This window comes from Streptomyces sp. NPDC003016, assembly GCF_053591455.1.
The window spans coordinates 230,054-246,222 of sequence record NZ_JBSFTV010000001.1; the positions used below are offsets into that span (position 1 = coordinate 230,054).

Genomic DNA, 16,169 nt, shown 5'->3' on the forward strand with positions numbered 1-16,169 from the left:
TTTGAGCTCGGGAGGAGCGGGCATAAGAAAACGGGAAGCTGCACTGATAAAAGCAGCTTCCCGTTTTCCGGAGTTCATTGAATTCAGAGAATTTATTCGCCGGGCCAGGTTTCCGCAACGGCCTTTCGGGCAGCTTCGAAGTCGACCTGCCTTCCCGATTCGCTCAGCGCCGCGCCCAGCGCGCCGAGCGACGACTGGACCACGCCCCGTGTGGCATCGATGCCGTAGTGATTGACCCGGATCATCTCCTTGGACAGCGACCCGCCGCCCGCGATCAACGGCAGCGACGGGTCGGCGGCCAGCGCCTTCGCGACCACCTCGGACGCGTCCACCCCGGCGGGAACGCGCAGCGTCGTGGCCACCGGCGCGGCGTCGCGCGCCGCGTGGACGTACGGCTCCAGGCCGCCGCCCAGCGCGATCGCACCCGCGCGCGTGGCCGAGGCCGCGGCCCGGTGCCTGGCCATCAGCACGTCGAGCCCTTCCGCCTCGATGCGCTCCACACACGCCTCCAGCGCCAGCATCTCCAGCTGCGCGGGCGCGTGCAGCAGCGCCTTGCGGCCGCCGTCGATCCACCGTTCCTTCCAGTCCAGGAGGGAGAGGTACGAGCGGCGCGGGGCGGCCGGATTGGCGGCCATCCGCTCCCAGGCGCGCTCGCTCACCGACACCGCGGAGACGCCGGCCGGGCCGCCCATCGCCTTCTGCGCGCCGATCACGCACAGGTCCACGCCCCACGCGTCGGGCAGCAGCGGCTCGGCGCCCACCGAGGCGACCGCGTCGAGCATGAAGAGGGCGCCGTGGGCCCGTACGACCTCACCGATCCCGGCCACCGGGTTGGTGTTGCCGGTCGCCGCCTCCGCGTGCACCAGCGAGACGAAGTCGATCTCCGGGTGCTCGTCGAGGGCCTGGCCGATCTGCTCGGCGGTGACCGCCGTGTGGAACGGGACGGTCAGGTCGAAGACCGCCGCGCCGCAGTCGCGCAGCCAGTTCCCGAAGGTCTGCCCGTACGGCCCGGTCACCACGTTCAGCGCGGTCGAGCCGGGGCGGGCGCCGCCGCGGATGCAGCCTTCGAGGGGAAGCAGCGCCTCGCCCTGCATGATGACCACGTCCTGCTCGGTGGAGAGCAGCGAGGCGACCCGGCGTTCGACGGCCGCGAAGTGCGCGGCGGTCAGCGGGGCCAGGTCCAGAAGCGGGTGTGTCACGGCGGAGCTCTCTTCGGATCAGTGTTCGGTCTCTCCGGGCCGAGCGTAGTCGCCCCCTCGTAGAGTGCTGCGCATGAGTGATCACACGGTGCTGCGGGTGAGGGGACGGGTGCTCGCGGGGCCCGACGACGTACGGGACGGGCTGTGGGCCGTGGACGGCAGGGTCACGTACGAACGGCCCGCCGGCGTACGCGACGCGCAGGTCGTCGAGGGATGGGCGCTGCCCGGACTGGTCGACGCGCACTGTCATGTCGGGCTCGACCGGCACGGCCCGGTGGACGAGGACACCAGCGAGAAGCAGGCGATCACCGACCGGGATGCGGGCACGCTGCTGATCCGCGACGCCGGGTCGCCGTCCGACACCCGCTGGATCGACGACCGCGCCGACCTGCCGAAGATCATCAGGGCGGGCCGGCACATCGCCCGTACCCGTCGCTACATCCGTAACTTCGCCCATGAGATCGAGCCCGGCGACCTCGTCGCGTACGTCGCGCGGGAGGCCCGGCGCAGCGACGGCTGGGTCAAGCTCGTCGGCGACTGGATCGACCGGGAGACCGGGGACCTGGGGGCGTGCTGGCCACGCGGCGAGGTCGAGGCGGCCATCGCCGAGGCGCACCGGCTCGGGGCCCGGGTCACCGCGCACTGCTTCGCCGAGGACTCGCTGCGCGACCTCGTCGAGGCGGGCATCGACTGCATCGAGCACGCCACGGGGCTGACCGAGGACACCATTCCGCTCTTCGCCGAACGCGGGGTCGCGATCGTGCCGACCCTGGTCAACATCGCGACGTTTCCGATCCTCGCCTACGGCGGCGAGGCGAAGTTCCCGCGCTGGTCGGCGCACATGCGGCAGCTGTACGAGCGCCGGTACGACACGGTGCGCGCGGCGTACGACGCGGGCGTGCCCGTCTTCGTCGGCACGGACGCGGGCGGCTCGCTCGCCCACGGCCTGGTGGCGGACGAGGTCGCCGAACTCATGAAGGCGGGCATCCCGGCCCTGGACGCGCTGTCGGCGACGACGTGGAGGGCGCGCGAATGGCTCGGGCGCCCCCTGCTGGAGGAGGGCGCCCCCGCCGACCTGGTGGTGTACGACGAGGACCCGCGCGCGGACGTGCGCGTGCTGGCGGCGCCGCGGCGGATCGTCCTGAACGGGCGGATCGTCGGCTGACGGGATCGGACGGGATCGGGCGGGATCGGGCGGGTACTGACGGGCGCTGACGGGAACGTCCGTGCCCGGAGACTCGGCGGATTCGAATGCGGGATCGGAAACCCCTCTTTGGAGTGAAATGACTCCGGGTAGCTGACCGTTCACTCGAAGTGCGTAAGGATTCCCGTGTCTCAGCCGCCGGCGCCCGCGTGTCCCCGTGGAGTGCGCCGGGCGGCGCCGTGTCACTTGTGGGGGTTCCACCACCTTGAACAGCACCATCTTCAGCATGCCCGTACGCCGGTCCGCGGCCCGGCCCGTACGCCGGTCCGCGGCCCGGCCCGAGCGCCGGTCCACGCGCCGGTCCGCAGCCACCGCGGCCGCCCTCGCGCTGGCCGCGGGCCCCGCCGCCCTGCTCGCCGCCGCTCCGGCGGCGCACGCCACCGAGGGCGGCGGCGAGGGGAAGGCGAGCGCCGTCGTGCTCCGTACCGGACTCGACGTGTCCCTGCTCAACAAGAGCGTCCACGTGCCGCTCAGGACCACCCTCAACGAGGTGAACGCCCCGGCGAGCGCGGAGAAGACCGCCCTGACGGTCCAGTTGGACGGCGTGGAACAGGGCAGGCCGGTCAGTGTGCTGCGCGCCGACGTGGCCACGGCGAAGGCGACGGCCGACGCGCACAAGGCCGAGGGCCACACCCACCTCGCGCACGCCGAGGTGCATGTGCCGGGGCTGCCGCTGCTCTCGCTCATCGAGGTCGAGAAGGTCACGTCGAAGGCGCTGTGCGAGGCGGGCAAGCAGCCCGTGGCCGAGTCGAACGTGCTCGGTGCGGTGACCGTGCTCGGCAGGAGGGTCACGCTGTCGGCGGGCGGGCGGACGCGGGTCGACGTGCCCGCGGTGGGCGTGGTGACGCTCGACCTGTCGAAGACGCACACCACCTCGCGTACGGCCGCGGCCACGGCGCTCGAGCTGAAGGTGTCGGTGAATCCGCTGAAGCTGAACGTCGCCGAGGTCGAGGGCACGGTGACGCTGGCGGGAGCGACGTGCCAGTCACCGAAGCCGCCGAAGACACCGGTGGCGGTGGAGAACCCGGCGCAGGAGAAGCCGGCGGTGGAGAAGCCTGCGGAGGAGCCGAAGGAGGCTCCGGCCCCGGACGTGAAGCCCCGGACGGCGGCCGGGGCGAGCCTCGCCGAGACCGGCGGCAACTCCACGACACCGTACCTGGCGGGTGGTGCGGGCCTGCTGCTGGTGGCCGGCGCCGGAGCCCTGGCGGTGGCCCGTACCCGCCGCGCCCGTAACCGGGCCTGACGGCAGGGGCCTTCGCCCCTGACCTCTGCACCTGACCCCGGATCCCTGCCCCTTGCTTCCCGGCACTCGTCCGCAGGACGGGCTGAGAGCCGCCGCCGGCGGCACCACGCCCGTCCGGCGGACAGGGACACGTCCGCGGGGCGCCGGGCCCCGGAGGGCCGGGGGGCCGGGCCCCGGGGAACGGGGAAGGCCGGTCAGCGCGCGACCAGCGTCAGTGCCTGGTCCAGCGCCTGGAGGAACCGGCCGGTCGTGACCCGGTCGCGCACCGCGAGCCGCAGCCACTGCGGCCCGAGCCCCGGAAACGTGTCCCCCCGCCGCACCGCGAAGCCCAGCCCCCGCAGGCGCACCCGTACCTCGTCGGCCCGTTCCATCCGTACGAGGACGAAGGGGCCCTCGGCCGCCCCCACCACCCGCACCTCGTCGAACTCCGCCAGCCCGGCCAGCAGATGCGCCCGGTCGGCGGCCACCTGCCGCGCCGCCCGCGTCGCCTCCGCGAGCGCCGCCGGCGCCATGCACGCCTCCGCGGCGGCCAGCGCCGGCGTCGACACCGGCCACAGCGGCTGCGCCCGCTCCAGCGCCGCGACCGTCTCCGGGCCGGCCAGGACGTATCCGATGCGCAGTCCGGCGAGGCCCCACGTCTTGGTGAGGCTGCGCAGCACCACCAGACCGGGTACGTCCGTACGCCCCGCCAGCGCCTGCGGCTCGCCCGGCACCGCGTCCATGAACGCCTCGTCGACCACCAGCGTCCGCCCCGGGCGCGCGAGCCGGGCGACGGTCTCCGCGGGGTGGAGCACGGACGTGGGGTTGGTCGGGTTGCCGATCACCACCAGATCGGCGTCCTCGGGAACGGCCGCCGGATCCAGCCGGAAGCCGTCCTCCTCGCGCAGCAGCACCCGCCCGACCTCGTGCCCCGCGTCCCGCAGCGCCGCCTCGGGCTCCGTGAACTGCGGGTGTACGACGACGGGCCGGCGCACCGCGAGCGCGCGCGCGAGCAGCACGAACGCCTCCGCGGAGCCCGCCGTCAGCAGTACCCGCTCCACCGGCAGCCCGTGCCGCCGCGCCACCGCCGCGCGTGCGGCCCGCCCGTCCGGGTAGGCCGCGAGCGTGTCCAGGGACGCGGCGACGCGGGCCTTGAGCCAGGCCGGGGGAGTGTCCGCCCGTACGTTGACCGCGAGGTCGGTCAGACCGCCCTCGCGGACCTCGGCGTCTCCGTGGTGGCGCAGATCGTGAGCGGTGTCAGTGGGCGTGCGCATGGTGGTGCCCGTGTCCGTGTCCGTGCCCGTGTCCATGTCCGTGCCCGTCGTCGTCGGGGTGGAAGTGCGGCTGCTGCGGCGCCCCCACCTTGTCCTCGAAGCCGGGCAGGGCGATGCGGTAGACGCAGGAGTCGCAGTTCATGCGCAGGTCGCCCTTGACGGCTTCCTGGTAACGCTCCATCACGAGGGCCATCAACTCCTCGGTGGGGCCGATCACATCGGCCGGACGCACCCCGGTCTCCGGGTGCGCATCGGCCCAGTCCCGCGTCTGCCGCCGCACCCGGTCCGGCAGGATCCCGGTGAAGAGGAAGTACGGCAGGACCACGATGTGCTTGGCTCCCAGCTTCGTGCAGCGGTCGAGCCCGCTCGGCACGTCGGGCGCGGCGAGCGAGACGAACGCGGTTTCCACACCCGCATACCCACGTCCCTCCCAGAACAGTCGTGCCGCCTTGTGCACCTCGGCGTTGGCGTCCGGGTCGGTGGAGCCGCGCCCCACGAGCAGCACGGTCACCTCGGACCGGTCCAGGTCGCCGAGCACCTCGTCGACCCGCCGCTCCAGCACGGCCAGCAGACCCGGGTGCGGGCCGAGCGGACGGCCGTAGGTGTACGAGATCCCGGGGTGGCGCTCCTTCTCGCGGGTCAGCGCCGCCGGTATGTCGCCCTTGGCGTGACCGGCGGACACCAGCATCAGGGGAACGGCCGCGAAGCGCGTGACGCCCCGCTCGACCAGGCCGGCGACGGCGTCGCCGAGCGGCGGCGGGGACAGCTCGATGAAGCCGCCCGCGACGGGAAGTTCGGGGTGGCGCCTGCCCAGTTCCTCGACGAAGTCGCGGAACGCTCCGGCTCCGGCGTCGTCGCGGGTGCCGTGGCCGGCGATGAGCAGTGCGGGCGCGGTGGTCACGCTTTCTCCTTGGTGAGGGGGGTGTAGAGCAGGGCGTTCAGCGCGGCCGCTGCGACCGCCGAACCGCCCTTCTCCGAAACATTGCTGACGGCCGGCAGCCCGCTCTCGCGCAGCGCCGCCTTGGACTCGGCCGCCCCGACGAAGCCGACGGGCAGCCCGATGACGAGCGCGGGCTCGGCGTCCAGGAGCAGCAGTTCCTCCAGCGCGGTGGGCGCACAGCCGATCACCCACAGGGCGCCGGGCCCGACCTGCTCGTACGCCAGCCTGATCGCGTGGGCGCTGCGGGTCAGTTCCGGTCCGGCCTGGGCTTCCTTCAGCCGGCACACGGTCTCGCGCCGGGTGATCCCCGCCGCGACCATCTCCACGTCCACGACGACCGGCGCACCGGCGTGCAGCGCGGCGTGCGCGGTTTCGAGCGTGCGCTCGTCGCAGACCAGGTCGGTGGCGTACTCCAGATCCGCCGCGGAGTGGATGACCCGCTCCACGACGGCCCGCGTCAGCGGCGCGAAGTGCGACGTGTCGAGGCGGGAGCGCAGGCGCCGGAAGGACTCCTGCTCGATGGGGTGGACGATCCTGTCCGTGGTCTTCGCCGCGTTCGTCGTGTCCGTGGTGCCTGTCGTGTCCGTCGTCATCACGAACCCTCCGTCTGCCAGCGGTAGCCGCGCGGCGTCACCATGCGGCCCGCGATCTCGCGGGCGGCGGTGTTGCCGACGACCACGACGGTCATCATGTCGACGGTCGCCGGGTCGAGCGCGGCGAGCGTGGTGAGGCGGCTCGTGCCGTCCGGGCGCGAGGCGTTGCGTACGACACCGACGGGCGTCGTGGGCTCGCGGTGCTCCGCGAGGATCGACAGCGCCTCGGGGAGCTGCCAGTCACGGCCCCGGCTGCGGGGGTTGTAGAACGTCACGACGAGGTCGGCCTCCGCCGCGGCCCGTACGCGCCGCTCGATGACCTCCCACGGCGTGTGCAGGTCGGAGAGGCTGATCGAGACGTGGTCGTGGCCGAGCGGGGCGCCCAGGATCGCGGCGGCGGCGAGCGCCGCCGTCACCCCCGGTACGCCGACGACGTCGATGTCGTCGCTCGCCTCGGCCAGCGCGGGCGAGGCCATGGCGTACACGCCCGCGTCCCCCGACCCGATCAGTGCGACCGCGTGCCCGGCGCGGGCCTCGGCGACGGCGGTACGGGCCCGCTCCTCCTCGGCGCCCAGCCCCGACTCGAGGACGCGGGTGCCCGGCCGCAGCAGGTCGCGGATCTGGTCGACGTACTGGTCGAGCCCGACGAGCACCGAGGCCCGCCGGATCTCCTCGCGGGCGCGCGGTGTCAGCAGATCGCGGGCGCCGGGCCCGAGCCCGACGACGGCGAGCCGCCCGCGCGGCTGCCTGCGCACGACGGCGCAGGTGGCCATCGCCGCCCGCCCCTCGGGGGCCGACTTCCGCTTCGGTACGAGGAGTTCGCCCCCGCCGGCGAGCGCCGCGGCCTCCGCCACGGACGGCGTCCCGACGGCGGCGAGCGGAGCCCCCGAGGGGTTCGGCACGTCGATACGGGCCAGCTCCTCGGCGGCGTACGTCTCCAGCGGCACTCCGAGCCGGGCCGCCGCCTCCACGATCCCGGCCTCGTCGGCCTTGGCGTCGACGGTCGCGAGCGCGGCGACGGACCGCACCGAGAGCCCGGCGTCCGCCAGCGCCTCCTCGATCAGCCCGGACACCTCGTCGGCGCAGGCGCCCCTGCTGGCTCCCACGCCGACCACCAGCGACGGCGGCCGCAGCACGGCCTCCCGGTCCCCGATGCCGACGAGCCGGTCGGTGACGCGCAGCACGGCGGGCCCGGCCGGCACCCGCTCTTCCGCGGGCCCGGCAGCGGCCGAGGCCGCCTCCGCGAGGACACCGGCCGCGACGGTCGCGGCCATGGCACCGGGCAGCCCTCCCACGGGCACGGCGGCGGCAGCGACCGCCTCGGCCAGGCCGGCCTTCGCCCCGGCCTCTGCGCGCTCCGCATCGCCGGCCCGCTCCGTGTCCCCGGCGGTCCGCCGCGCGTCGTCCGCGCCCGGCGCCCGGACGTCACCCACCGCCGCGTCCGCCGGTGCCACATTCGCCGGCAGCGGCGGCAGCGGCCACACCGCGTCCGCCGCCAGCGTGACCGGGTCGCCGTCCAGGACCGCGCGGGTCACGGCGGCCGTCGCGCCCTCGACGGGCCAGCCCAGCGTGTCCAGGCCCGGTACGTCCGTGGCGTCCGTCGCCGTCGTGATCACCGGGGCGCAGCCCAGCACCCCCGACACCGCGAGCGCCAGCTCGTTCGCGCCGCCGCCGTGGCCGCCCAGGAGCGACACCGCGTGGCGCTGCGCCTCGTCGACGCAGACGACGCCCGGGTCGGACGCCTTGTCCGCGAGGAGCGGGGCGACCAGCCGTACCACCGCGCCCGTGGCGAGGAAGCACACCAGCTGCTCGCACTCCGCGAAGGCGCGCCCGACCGCCTCCCGCACCGGGCCGTCGTACACCTGCGTACGACCGGGCCAGGCCGCGGCCAGCCGGTCGCGGGCCACGGCGCCTGCCGCCGTGGCGGAGATGAGGCCGATCACTGAACTGCTCCTTCACTTGCCGGTTCCGCGGGGCGGTGGCCCCACAGCAGAAAGACAGGGTTGGCGGCCGCGAGCCGGGTCACGTCCCCGGGCAGCGGCGCGAGCCGCGAGGACTGCAGCAGGACGCCCTCGGGTGCGAACCCGGCGGACGCGAGCGCCGCCCGTACCGCCGGCACCCGGTCCAGGGCCGCCAGCGCGACCACGACCGTGCGCCGCGCGCTGCGCGCACACGCCGCGACGATGCCGGGCAGCTCGCCCCCGCCGCCGCCGACGAACACCGCGTCGGGTTCGGGCAGTTGGGACAGCACGGTCGGCGCGGCTCCGTGGACGGTCTGTACGTCGACCCCGTGCGCGGCGGCGTTGGCCCGCACGCGCTCCACGCCGTCGCAGGTCTTCTCCACCGCGATCGCCGCCGCCCCCAGCCGCGCGCACTCCACGGCCATGGACCCCGACCCCGCCCCGATGTCCCACACCAGGTCGCCCAGGCGCGGACCGAGCCGGGCGAGCGCCAGCGCCCGTACCTCGAACTTCGTGATCATCGAGTCGCGGTGCTCGAACGCGGCCTCGGGCAGCGCCCACTGGGCGGGGCCGTTGCCCCGCCCGGCGACCGTCCGCTGCGCCGGCGCCAGCGCCCGCGACTCGTCCAGGCACACGACGACGCTGACCGCCGCCGGCCAGTCCCGCGCCGCGGCCTCGCCGGGGGAGAGGCGCTCGACGCTCTCGCCCCCGGCGGGGTCGCCGAGCGCGGACGCGACGACGAGGGTGCGCGGAATGCCGGTACGGGCCAGGGCGGCGCCCAGCTCGGCGGGCCCGGCCCCGGGCCCGGTCAGGACGGCCGTCTTCGGGTGCGCACGGCACACGTTCACGGCGGTCCGCAGCGCCCGCCCGTGCGCGCTGACGACGACCGCGTCGTCCCACGGCAGCCCGAGCCGCGCGAACGCGACCGCGACGGAGGGCGCCCCCGGGCGCACGTCCAGCGCGTCCGCCCCGAACCGTTCGGCCAGCGCCCGTACGATCCCGAAGAACCCGGGGTCCCCGGAGGCCAGCACCACGACCCCGGCATCCGTGCGGTCCGCCCGCTCGGCCAGATGCTCCGCGACCGCGTCCAGCGCGGGCGCGAGCGGCCCGAGCACCACCCGGGCCACGCCCTCGGGCAGCCCGGCGCCGTCCAGATGGCGCCGGCCCCCGACGACGAGCCCGGCGGCGTCCAGCGCCGTACGGGCGTCGGGGGTCAGGGGCGCGCCCGTCCCCGTACCGACAACAGTGATCATGACCCGGACTTCTCCGCTCTCACCTCTGCGGAGCCGCGCTCCGCGCGCAGCGCCGCCCGCGCGGTGCGGTCGGCCCGCCGGAACCCGTGGAAGTGGCCGGGGTGGTAGAGGTGCGAGCGCGTACCGGAAGCGGAGAGCGCCGGGCCGACCAGGAAGAGCGTGTGCTTCCAGAGCTTGTGCTCCTTCACCGTCTCCTCCAGCGTCGCGACGGTGCACCGCAGCACCAACTCCTCGGGCCAGGTGACCTGGTACGCGATGACGACCGGCGTGTCCGTCGGGTAACCGCCCTCCAGCAGCTCCGCCGTCAGCTGCCCGGACCTGGCCGCCGACAGGAAGACCGCCATCGTCGTGCCGTGCCGCGCGAACTCCCGCACCTCCTCACCGGGCGGCATCGGCGTCTTGCCGCCGCCGAGCCTGGTCAGGATCACGGACTGCGCGACCTCGGGAATCGTCAGCTCGCGCTGCGCGATCGCGGCGACCGCCGAGAACGACGAGACGCCCGGCACGATCTCGACGTCCAGGCCGAGTTCGTCGCACCGGTCGACCTGTTCCTGCGTGCCGCCCCACAGCGCCGGGTCGCCGGAGTGCACGCGCGCCACCTTCAGCCCGTCCCGCAGCGCCCGCTCGTACACCGCGACGACGTCCTCCAGGGACATCGCGGCGGAGTCGAGGATCTCGGCGCCTTCGCGCGCGTGCTCCAGGACCTCGGCCTGTACCAGGCTCGCCGCCCAGATCACGACGTCGGCCTCGGCGATGGCGCGCGCGGCACGGAAGGTCAGCAGGTCGGCGGCGCCGGGCCCGGCGCCGACGAAGGTCACCTTGCCGGTGGGGGCATCGGCCATGAGTGGGGGTCCTCTCGGGATTCACGGTATTCACGAGTTCGGGGAACTCGGGGAAGTCGGGGAATTCAGGCACTTCAGGGGTGAGCGGGTGCGATCACGGAGGTGCGCGGCAGGGGGCCGATCGACTAGCAAGGGCACATGGCGGTCTTCGTCGCGCTCGGCGCGTTCCTCATGACGCTCTTCGGTGGCTGGGTGGCGCAGCGCGTCACCGACCGCCGCCACCTGGTGCTGGGCCTGGCGGGCGGGCTGATGCTCGGCGTCGTCGGCCTGGAGCTGTTGCCGGAGGCGCTGGAGGCCGCGGGGGACGAACGGTTCGGCGTACCGCAGGCACTCCTGCTGTTCGTCGGCGGCTTTCTGACGGCCCACTTGGTGGAGCGCCTGCTGGCCGTACGCCGGGCGGCGCACGGCGCGAACGAGGGGCGCGTACCCCAGGTCGGGCTGACGGCAGCGGCGGCGATGGTCGGTCACAGCCTGATGGACGGCATCGCGATCGGCGCGGCCTTCCAGGTCGGCGGCGGCATGGGCACGACCGTCGCGCTCGCCGTCGTCACCCATGACTTCGCGGACGGGTTCAACACGTACACGCTCACCAGCCTGTACGGGAACGCGCGCCGCAAGGCCGTGGCGATGCTGTTCGCGGACGCGCTGGCCCCGGTGGCGGGCGCGGCGTCCACTCTCCTCTTCACCCTTCCGGAGGAACTTCTCGGAAGCTATCTGGGCTTCTTCGGCGGCGCCCTGCTCTACCTCGCGGCCGCCGAGATCCTGCCCGAGGCCCACCACGACCACCCGGCGCGCTCCACGCTGCTGTGCACGGTCGCCGGTGTGGCCTTCATCTGGCTGGTGGTGGGCATCGCGCACTGAACCGCGCACCGAACTCACAACTTGCCCCCGCGACCGCCGTCACGCCGCGCGGGCGCGATGAGCGTGGAGAGGTACGGCAGAGCCCCGTCCTCCTCCAGCTCGGCGGCGGGCCGGATCGATTCGCCGGGCAGCCCGAGCGCCGATCCCCACACCGCGTCCCCGGTACGTCCCGTCTCGCGCAGCGCGGTCGCCACCTCGCCCGCCAGCCGCCCGAACTTGTACGCCACGACCGTCCCGGGGCCCTCCAGGGCCTCCTTGAGCACAGCGGCCCCGGCGGTCACGGGAACGAGCGTCAGCGGCTCGGTCCCCTCCGTCAGCACGGCCCCGCTGCGGGCGGCCAGGTCCTGCATGGCGGTGATGCCCGGCACGGTCACCACGTCGGTCCCCGGCACCAGCTCCGCGATCGTCTGCGCGAGGTACGTGAACGTCGAGTAGACGTTGGGATCACCGATCGTCGCGAACGCCACCGAGCCGTGCTCCCGCAGCAGTTCGGCGACCCGCGCCCCGGCCGCGTCCCAGGCGGCTTCGCGCCGTGCCCGGTCCTCGCGCTCGTTGAGCGCGAAGACGACCCGGACGACCTTCGCCGCATCGACGTAATGCAGCACGGTCGCCTCGGCACGCCCGCGTTCGCCGCTGTCCATCACGGGAACGACCACGACCGCCGCGTCCCGCAGGGCGTTGACGCCCTTCACGGTCACCAGCTCGGGATCGCCGGGCCCGACACCGACACCGGTCAGTTTCGTGCGCGTCCCACTCATCCCGCTCGCCCCACTCATCCCGCTCGCCCCGTCCATCCCGCTGGCCCCGCTCATCCCGCACACCTCTCGACGAATCTCCTGGCCATGCCCGGCTCGGCGGCCCAGTGGGTGTGCAGGTAACTCGCGTGCACACCCTGTTGTACGAACCCCTCGACCCGCCGCTCGGGCAGACGCATCCCCCAGGCGGGAGCCGGACCCGCCGCGGGCTCGATCACCGTCCGGTGGAACTCGTGTCCCCGCAGCCGGGTCCCGACGGCGGCCAGCGAGCTTTCGGAGACCGCGACCGCCTCGCGGTACCCGAGCGTCAGCCGCTCCGACATCCGCGCCTCTGCGTCGAGCACGCCGCACATGGGCTGCCCGTCGAGAGACCGCGAGAGGTAGAGCAGCCCGGCGCACTCGGCGGCGACGGGCGCCCCGGACAACGCCAGCTCGGCAACTGCCTTGCGCAACGGCTCATTACCGGACAGCTCGGGCGCGTACACCTCGGGAAACCCACCGCCGATGACGAGACCGCGCGTCCCCTCGGGCAGCCGCTCGTCCCGGAGCGGATCGAACGGCACGACCTCGGCGCCGGCGGCGGAGAGCAGCTCGCCGTGCTCGGCGTACGAGAACGTGAACGCGGCCCCGGACGCGACGGCGACCACCGGCCGCCCGCTCACTTCCCCGGCGACCTGCGCCGCAGCGTCCCCCGCACCCGTGACCTGCGCCACCGCGTCCCACGCGTCCACGCCGAGCTCCGGCGCGCTGCGCGCCAGAGCCAGCAGCGCGTCCAGGTCACAGCCCGCCCGCACCTGCTCCGCCAGCGCCGCCACCGCGTCGACCGCTTCGGCCCGCCGCTCGGCCACCGGTACCAGCCCCAGGTGCCGCGAAGGCGTCCGCACCTGCCGCTCGCGCCGCAGCGCGCCCAGCACCGGCACCCCCGACTCGTCCAGCGCCTCCCGCAGCAACTCCTCGTGCCGCGCGGACCCCACCTTGTTCAGGATCACGCCCCCGATCCGCACCTCGGGATCCCAGGACGCGAACCCGTGCACCAGCGCCGCCACCGACCGCGACTGGGACGACGCGTCGACGACGAGCACCACCGGAGCCCGCAGCAGCTTCGCGATCTGCGCGGTGGACGCCAGCTCGCCGTGCCCGGAAGCCCCGTCGTACATCCCCATCACACCCTCGACGACGGCGACGTCGCACCCGGCCGCACCGTGCGCGAAGAGCGGCGCGATCAGCTCCGTACCGCACAGGTACGCGTCGAGGTTGCGCCCCGGCCGGCCGGTGGCCAGCGCGTGGTACCCGGGATCGATGTAGTCGGGCCCGGCCTTGTGCGGCGAGACGGCGAGCCCGGCCGCCGCGAAGGCGGCCATCAGCCCGGTGGCGACCGTGGTCTTCCCGCTCCCCGAGGACGGCGCGGCGACGACAAGACGTGCTACCACTCGATGCCCCGCTGCCCCTTCTGGCCCGCGTCCATCGGGTGCTTGACCTTGGACATGTCCGTCACCAGATCAGCGGCTTCGACGAGCTTCTCGGGGGCATTGCGCCCAGTGATCACCACATGCTGCGTCCCCGGCCGCTCCCTCAGCACCCGCACCACCTCGTCGGTGTCCACCCACCCCCAGTGCATCGGGTAGGCGAACTCGTCCAGCACGTACAGCTTGTACGTCTCGGCGGCCAGGTCGCGCTTGACCTGCTCCCACCCCTCGCGCGCCGCCGCCTCGTTGTCGAGCTGCGCGTCGCGCTGGACCCAGGACCAGCCCTCGCCCATCTTGTGCCAGGCGACGGACCCGCCCTCGCCGCTCGCGCCCAGCACCTTGAGCGCGTTCTCCTCGCCGACCTTCCACTTCGCCGACTTGACGAACTGGAACACCCCGATCGGCCACCCCTGGTTCCAGGCGCGCAGCGCGAGCCCGAAGGCGGCGGTCGACTTGCCCTTGCCCACCCCCGTGTGCACGACGACGAGCGGCCGGTTGCGCCGCTGACGCGTGGTGAGACCGTCGTCCGGTACGACGCTCGGCTGTCCCTGCGGCATCAGGCTGCCCTCCTGTTGTTCGTTCCCTGTACGTCCTTGACGAGCCCGGCGATGCTGTCGGCCCGCAGCTCCTCGAGCGTGACGGCCGTGCCGCCCAGATCCCGCGCCAGCTCACCGGCCAGCCCGAGCCGCACCGGCCCGGACTCGCAGTCGACGACCACCGAGGCGACGCCCTCCACCTCGTGCAGCCGGGCCGCGCGCGTCGCCAGAGCCAGCGGCTCGGGGCCGCCCGTCGCCCGCCCGTCGGTCACGACCACGAGCAGCGGACGCCGCGAGGGGTCCCGCAGCCGCTCCACCCGCAGCACGTCATGCGCCTTCAGCAGCCCCGCGGACAGCGGCGTACGCCCACCGGTCGGCAGCGTCTCCAGCCGGACGGCGGCCGCGTCGACGGACGACGTGGGCGGAAGCACCAGCTCCGCGTCCTTCCCCCGGAACGTCACCATCCCGACCTTGTCCCGCCGCTGGTAGGCGTCGAGCAGCAGCGACAGCACGGCGCCCTTCACCGCGCTCATCCGCTGCCGGGCCGCCATCGACCCGGAGGCGTCCACGACGAAAAGAACGAGATTCCCCTCGCGCCCCTCCCGCGTCGCCTGCCGCAGATCGTCCCGCCGTACGACCAGCCCACGCCCACTGCGTCCGCGCGCCCGCTGGTGCGGCGCGGCGGCCTGCACGGTCGCCGCCAAGTGCAGTTTGGTGAGCGCCCCGCGCGGCCGCCGGGCCCCGGTCGTACGACCGTGCTCGGTACGCGCACGGGACCGACGCCCCGCAGCCCCCTCGCCAAGACCCGGCACGCTCAGCATCTTGGTGCGGAACGGCTCCCCGGCCCGCGTGGCCGCCTGTTCGCCCCCGGATCCCGCGGGGGCCCGCTGCCCCTCACCGGCCTCGGGCTCGGGCTCGGCCTCACCGGGCCGGTCCTGGTCCGGCGCCTCCGAGGAACCGTCGCCGTCACCCTGCGGCGGCTGCCCGCCCCCACCGGGCCCGTCCGGGCCAGGGTCCGGATCAGGGTCGGGATCGTCGTCGTCGGACCCGCTGTTCTGCTCCAGCGTGTCGTCCAGCTTGTCCTCGTCGAGACCCGGCGCGTCGAAGGGGTTCCGCCGCCGCCGGTGCGGCAGCGCCAGCAGCGCGGCCTGGCGCACGTCCTCGGCCAGTACGTCGGTGCGCCCGGCCCAGGCCGCCAGCGCGGTCGCCGTACGGGCCATCACGATGTCCGCCCGCATCCCGTCGACCTCGAAGGCCGCACAGGTGGCCGCGATCTGCCGCAGCGCCCCGTCGCCGAGCCGCACCTCGGGCAGCAGCGCCCGCGCGGCCACGATCCGGGCCCGCAGCGCCGCCTCCTCGCCGGCCCATTTCGCGGCGAACCCGGCGGGGTCGTCGTCGTACGCGAGCCTGCGCCGCACGACCTCCACCCGCTGATCGGTCTCCCGGGAGGCGGCCACCTCCACCGTCAGCCCGAACCGGTCCAGCAACTGCGGCCGCAGCTCGCCCTCTTCGGGGTTCATGGTCCCGACGAGCAGGAACCGCGCGGCGTGCCGCACGGACACGCCCTCCCGCTCCACGTACGACGCGCCCATCGCGGCGGCGTCCAGCAGCAGGTCGACCAGGTGGTCGTGCAGCAGGTTGACCTCGTCGACGTACAGGATGCCGCGATGGGCGTCGGCCAGCAGACCCGGCTCGAACGCCTTGACGCCCTCGGCCAGCGCCCGCTCGATGTCGAGCGCGCCGACCAGCCGGTCCTCGGAGGCGCCCACGGGCAGCTCGACCGTCCGCGCCGGTCGCGACACACCGCCCCCGGCCTCGTGCGGCCCGTCCGGGCACGCCGGGTCGGGGGAGCCGGGGTCGCAGGAGAACCGGCACCCGGCGACCACCGCCACCTGAGGCATCAGCGCCGCCAGGGCGCGTACGGCGGTCGACTTGGCGGTGCCCTTCTCGCCGCGCACGAGCACACCGCCGACGGCGGGCGAGACGGCGTTCAGCAGCAGTCCGAGCCGCAGGTCGTCCTGGCCGACGATCGCGGTAAAGGGGTACGGCGTACTCACGAGGAA

14 protein-coding genes are annotated in these 16,169 nt (G+C 74.4%); 3 read left to right on the top strand and 11 right to left on the bottom strand.

Features of this window, described 5'->3' with window-relative positions:
• Positions 1-92: 92 nt before the first annotated feature.
• On the bottom strand, positions 93-1,199 hold the full coding sequence (locus ACWDZ4_RS01005; protein WP_451506337.1) for a pyridoxal-phosphate-dependent aminotransferase family protein: 1,107 nt from the start codon (positions 1,197-1,199) through the stop codon (positions 93-95).
• A 73-nt stretch (positions 1,200-1,272) separates the two neighbouring features.
• Here ACWDZ4_RS01005 and ACWDZ4_RS01010 point away from each other — a divergent pair, with 73 nt between their 5' ends.
• Together ACWDZ4_RS01010 and ACWDZ4_RS01015 are read left to right on the top strand one after the other, a co-directional pair.
• Positions 1,273-2,364: an amidohydrolase family protein gene (locus ACWDZ4_RS01010; protein ID WP_451506338.1), complete on the top strand. Its 1,092-nt coding sequence runs from the start codon at positions 1,273-1,275 to the stop codon at positions 2,362-2,364.
• A gap of 244 nt (positions 2,365-2,608) precedes the next feature.
• A complete protein-coding gene (locus ACWDZ4_RS01015) occupies positions 2,609-3,646 on the top strand; it encodes an SCO1860 family LAETG-anchored protein (RefSeq protein WP_451506339.1) in 1,038 nt (345 codons plus the stop codon).
• 194 nt (positions 3,647-3,840) lie between these two features.
• On the opposite strand, the gene cobC is transcribed toward ACWDZ4_RS01015, so the two are convergent.
• From cobC to cobM, 6 genes are read right to left on the bottom strand one after another with little or no spacing between them, the layout of a single operon-like run.
• The gene (cobC, locus tag ACWDZ4_RS01020; protein ID WP_451506340.1) at positions 3,841-4,899 is read right to left on the bottom strand and encodes an Rv2231c family pyridoxal phosphate-dependent protein CobC; all 1,059 of its coding nucleotides are present in this window, start codon (positions 4,897-4,899) and stop codon (positions 3,841-3,843) included.
• The gene (locus ACWDZ4_RS01025; RefSeq protein WP_451506341.1) at positions 4,883-5,800 is read right to left on the bottom strand and encodes a sirohydrochlorin chelatase; all 918 of its coding nucleotides are present in this window, start codon (positions 5,798-5,800) and stop codon (positions 4,883-4,885) included. Before ACWDZ4_RS01025 ends, cobC begins: the two co-directional genes overlap by 17 nt.
• Entirely contained in the window at positions 5,797-6,432 is a 636-nt protein-coding gene (locus tag ACWDZ4_RS01030; protein WP_451506342.1) for a precorrin-8X methylmutase, read from the bottom strand. The genes ACWDZ4_RS01025 and ACWDZ4_RS01030 overlap by 4 nt, the downstream gene beginning before the upstream one ends.
• The gene (gene cobJ, locus ACWDZ4_RS01035; RefSeq protein WP_451506343.1) at positions 6,432-8,375 is read right to left on the bottom strand and encodes a precorrin-3B C(17)-methyltransferase; all 1,944 of its coding nucleotides are present in this window, start codon (positions 8,373-8,375) and stop codon (positions 6,432-6,434) included. Before cobJ ends, ACWDZ4_RS01030 begins: the two co-directional genes overlap by 1 nt.
• Positions 8,372-9,646 (bottom strand): precorrin-6y C5,15-methyltransferase (decarboxylating) subunit CbiE, encoded by a 1,275-nt coding sequence (gene cbiE / locus ACWDZ4_RS01040; protein ID WP_451506344.1) that lies wholly within the window; start codon positions 9,644-9,646, stop codon positions 8,372-8,374. The genes cobJ and cbiE overlap by 4 nt, the downstream gene beginning before the upstream one ends.
• Entirely contained in the window at positions 9,643-10,488 is an 846-nt protein-coding gene (gene cobM, locus ACWDZ4_RS01045; protein WP_451506345.1) for a precorrin-4 C(11)-methyltransferase, read from the bottom strand. Before cobM ends, cbiE begins: the two co-directional genes overlap by 4 nt.
• Before the next feature lie 138 nt (positions 10,489-10,626).
• On the opposite strand from cobM, the gene ACWDZ4_RS01050 reads away from it, so the two are divergent.
• Positions 10,627-11,349, top strand: coding sequence for a ZIP family metal transporter (locus ACWDZ4_RS01050; RefSeq protein ID WP_451506346.1), 723 nt, complete (start codon positions 10,627-10,629; stop codon positions 11,347-11,349).
• 14 nt (positions 11,350-11,363) lie between these two features.
• Here the strand turns inward: ACWDZ4_RS01050 and cobI are convergent, their stop codons facing one another.
• The 4 genes from cobI to ACWDZ4_RS01070 are packed head-to-tail and all read right to left on the bottom strand — an operon-like array spanning position 11,364 to position 16,163.
• Positions 11,364-12,107, bottom strand: coding sequence for a precorrin-2 C(20)-methyltransferase (gene cobI / locus ACWDZ4_RS01055; RefSeq protein WP_451506347.1), 744 nt, complete (start codon positions 12,105-12,107; stop codon positions 11,364-11,366).
• Positions 12,108-12,157: 50 nt separating this feature from the next.
• The gene (locus ACWDZ4_RS01060) at positions 12,158-13,534 is read right to left on the bottom strand and encodes a cobyrinate a,c-diamide synthase (protein ID WP_451506348.1); all 1,377 of its coding nucleotides are present in this window, start codon (positions 13,532-13,534) and stop codon (positions 12,158-12,160) included.
• A complete protein-coding gene (cobO, locus tag ACWDZ4_RS01065) occupies positions 13,528-14,127 on the bottom strand; it encodes a cob(I)yrinic acid a,c-diamide adenosyltransferase (RefSeq protein WP_451506349.1) in 600 nt (199 codons plus the stop codon). The genes ACWDZ4_RS01060 and cobO overlap by 7 nt, the downstream gene beginning before the upstream one ends.
• Complete coding sequence (locus ACWDZ4_RS01070; RefSeq protein ID WP_451506350.1) at positions 14,127-16,163, bottom strand: putative cobaltochelatase; 2,037 nt, start codon at positions 16,161-16,163, stop codon at positions 14,127-14,129. Before ACWDZ4_RS01070 ends, cobO begins: the two co-directional genes overlap by 1 nt.
• Between the last annotated feature and the right edge of the window lie 6 nt (positions 16,164-16,169).

What these genes read in the sequence shown, in the direction of transcription:
- cobM (WP_451506345.1), bottom strand. Translation starts at nt 10,488, where the DNA reads ATGGCCGATGCCCCCACCGGCAAGGTGACCTTCGTCGGCGCCGGGCCC.
- cobO (WP_451506349.1), bottom strand. Translation starts at nt 14,127, where the DNA reads ATGCCGCAGGGACAGCCGAGCGTCGTACCGGACGACGGTCTCACCACG.
- ACWDZ4_RS01050 (WP_451506346.1), top strand. Translation starts at nt 10,627, where the DNA reads ATGGCGGTCTTCGTCGCGCTCGGCGCGTTCCTCATGACGCTCTTCGGT.
- cbiE (WP_451506344.1), bottom strand. Translation starts at nt 9,646, where the DNA reads ATGATCACTGTTGTCGGTACGGGGACGGGCGCGCCCCTGACCCCCGAC.
- ACWDZ4_RS01010 (WP_451506338.1), top strand. Translation starts at nt 1,273, where the DNA reads ATGAGTGATCACACGGTGCTGCGGGTGAGGGGACGGGTGCTCGCGGGG.
- cobC (WP_451506340.1), bottom strand. Translation starts at nt 4,899, where the DNA reads ATGCGCACGCCCACTGACACCGCTCACGATCTGCGCCACCACGGAGAC.
- cobI (WP_451506347.1), bottom strand. Translation starts at nt 12,107, where the DNA reads ATGAGTGGGACGCGCACGAAACTGACCGGTGTCGGTGTCGGGCCCGGC.
- ACWDZ4_RS01030 (WP_451506342.1), bottom strand. Translation starts at nt 6,432, where the DNA reads ATGACGACGGACACGACAGGCACCACGGACACGACGAACGCGGCGAAG.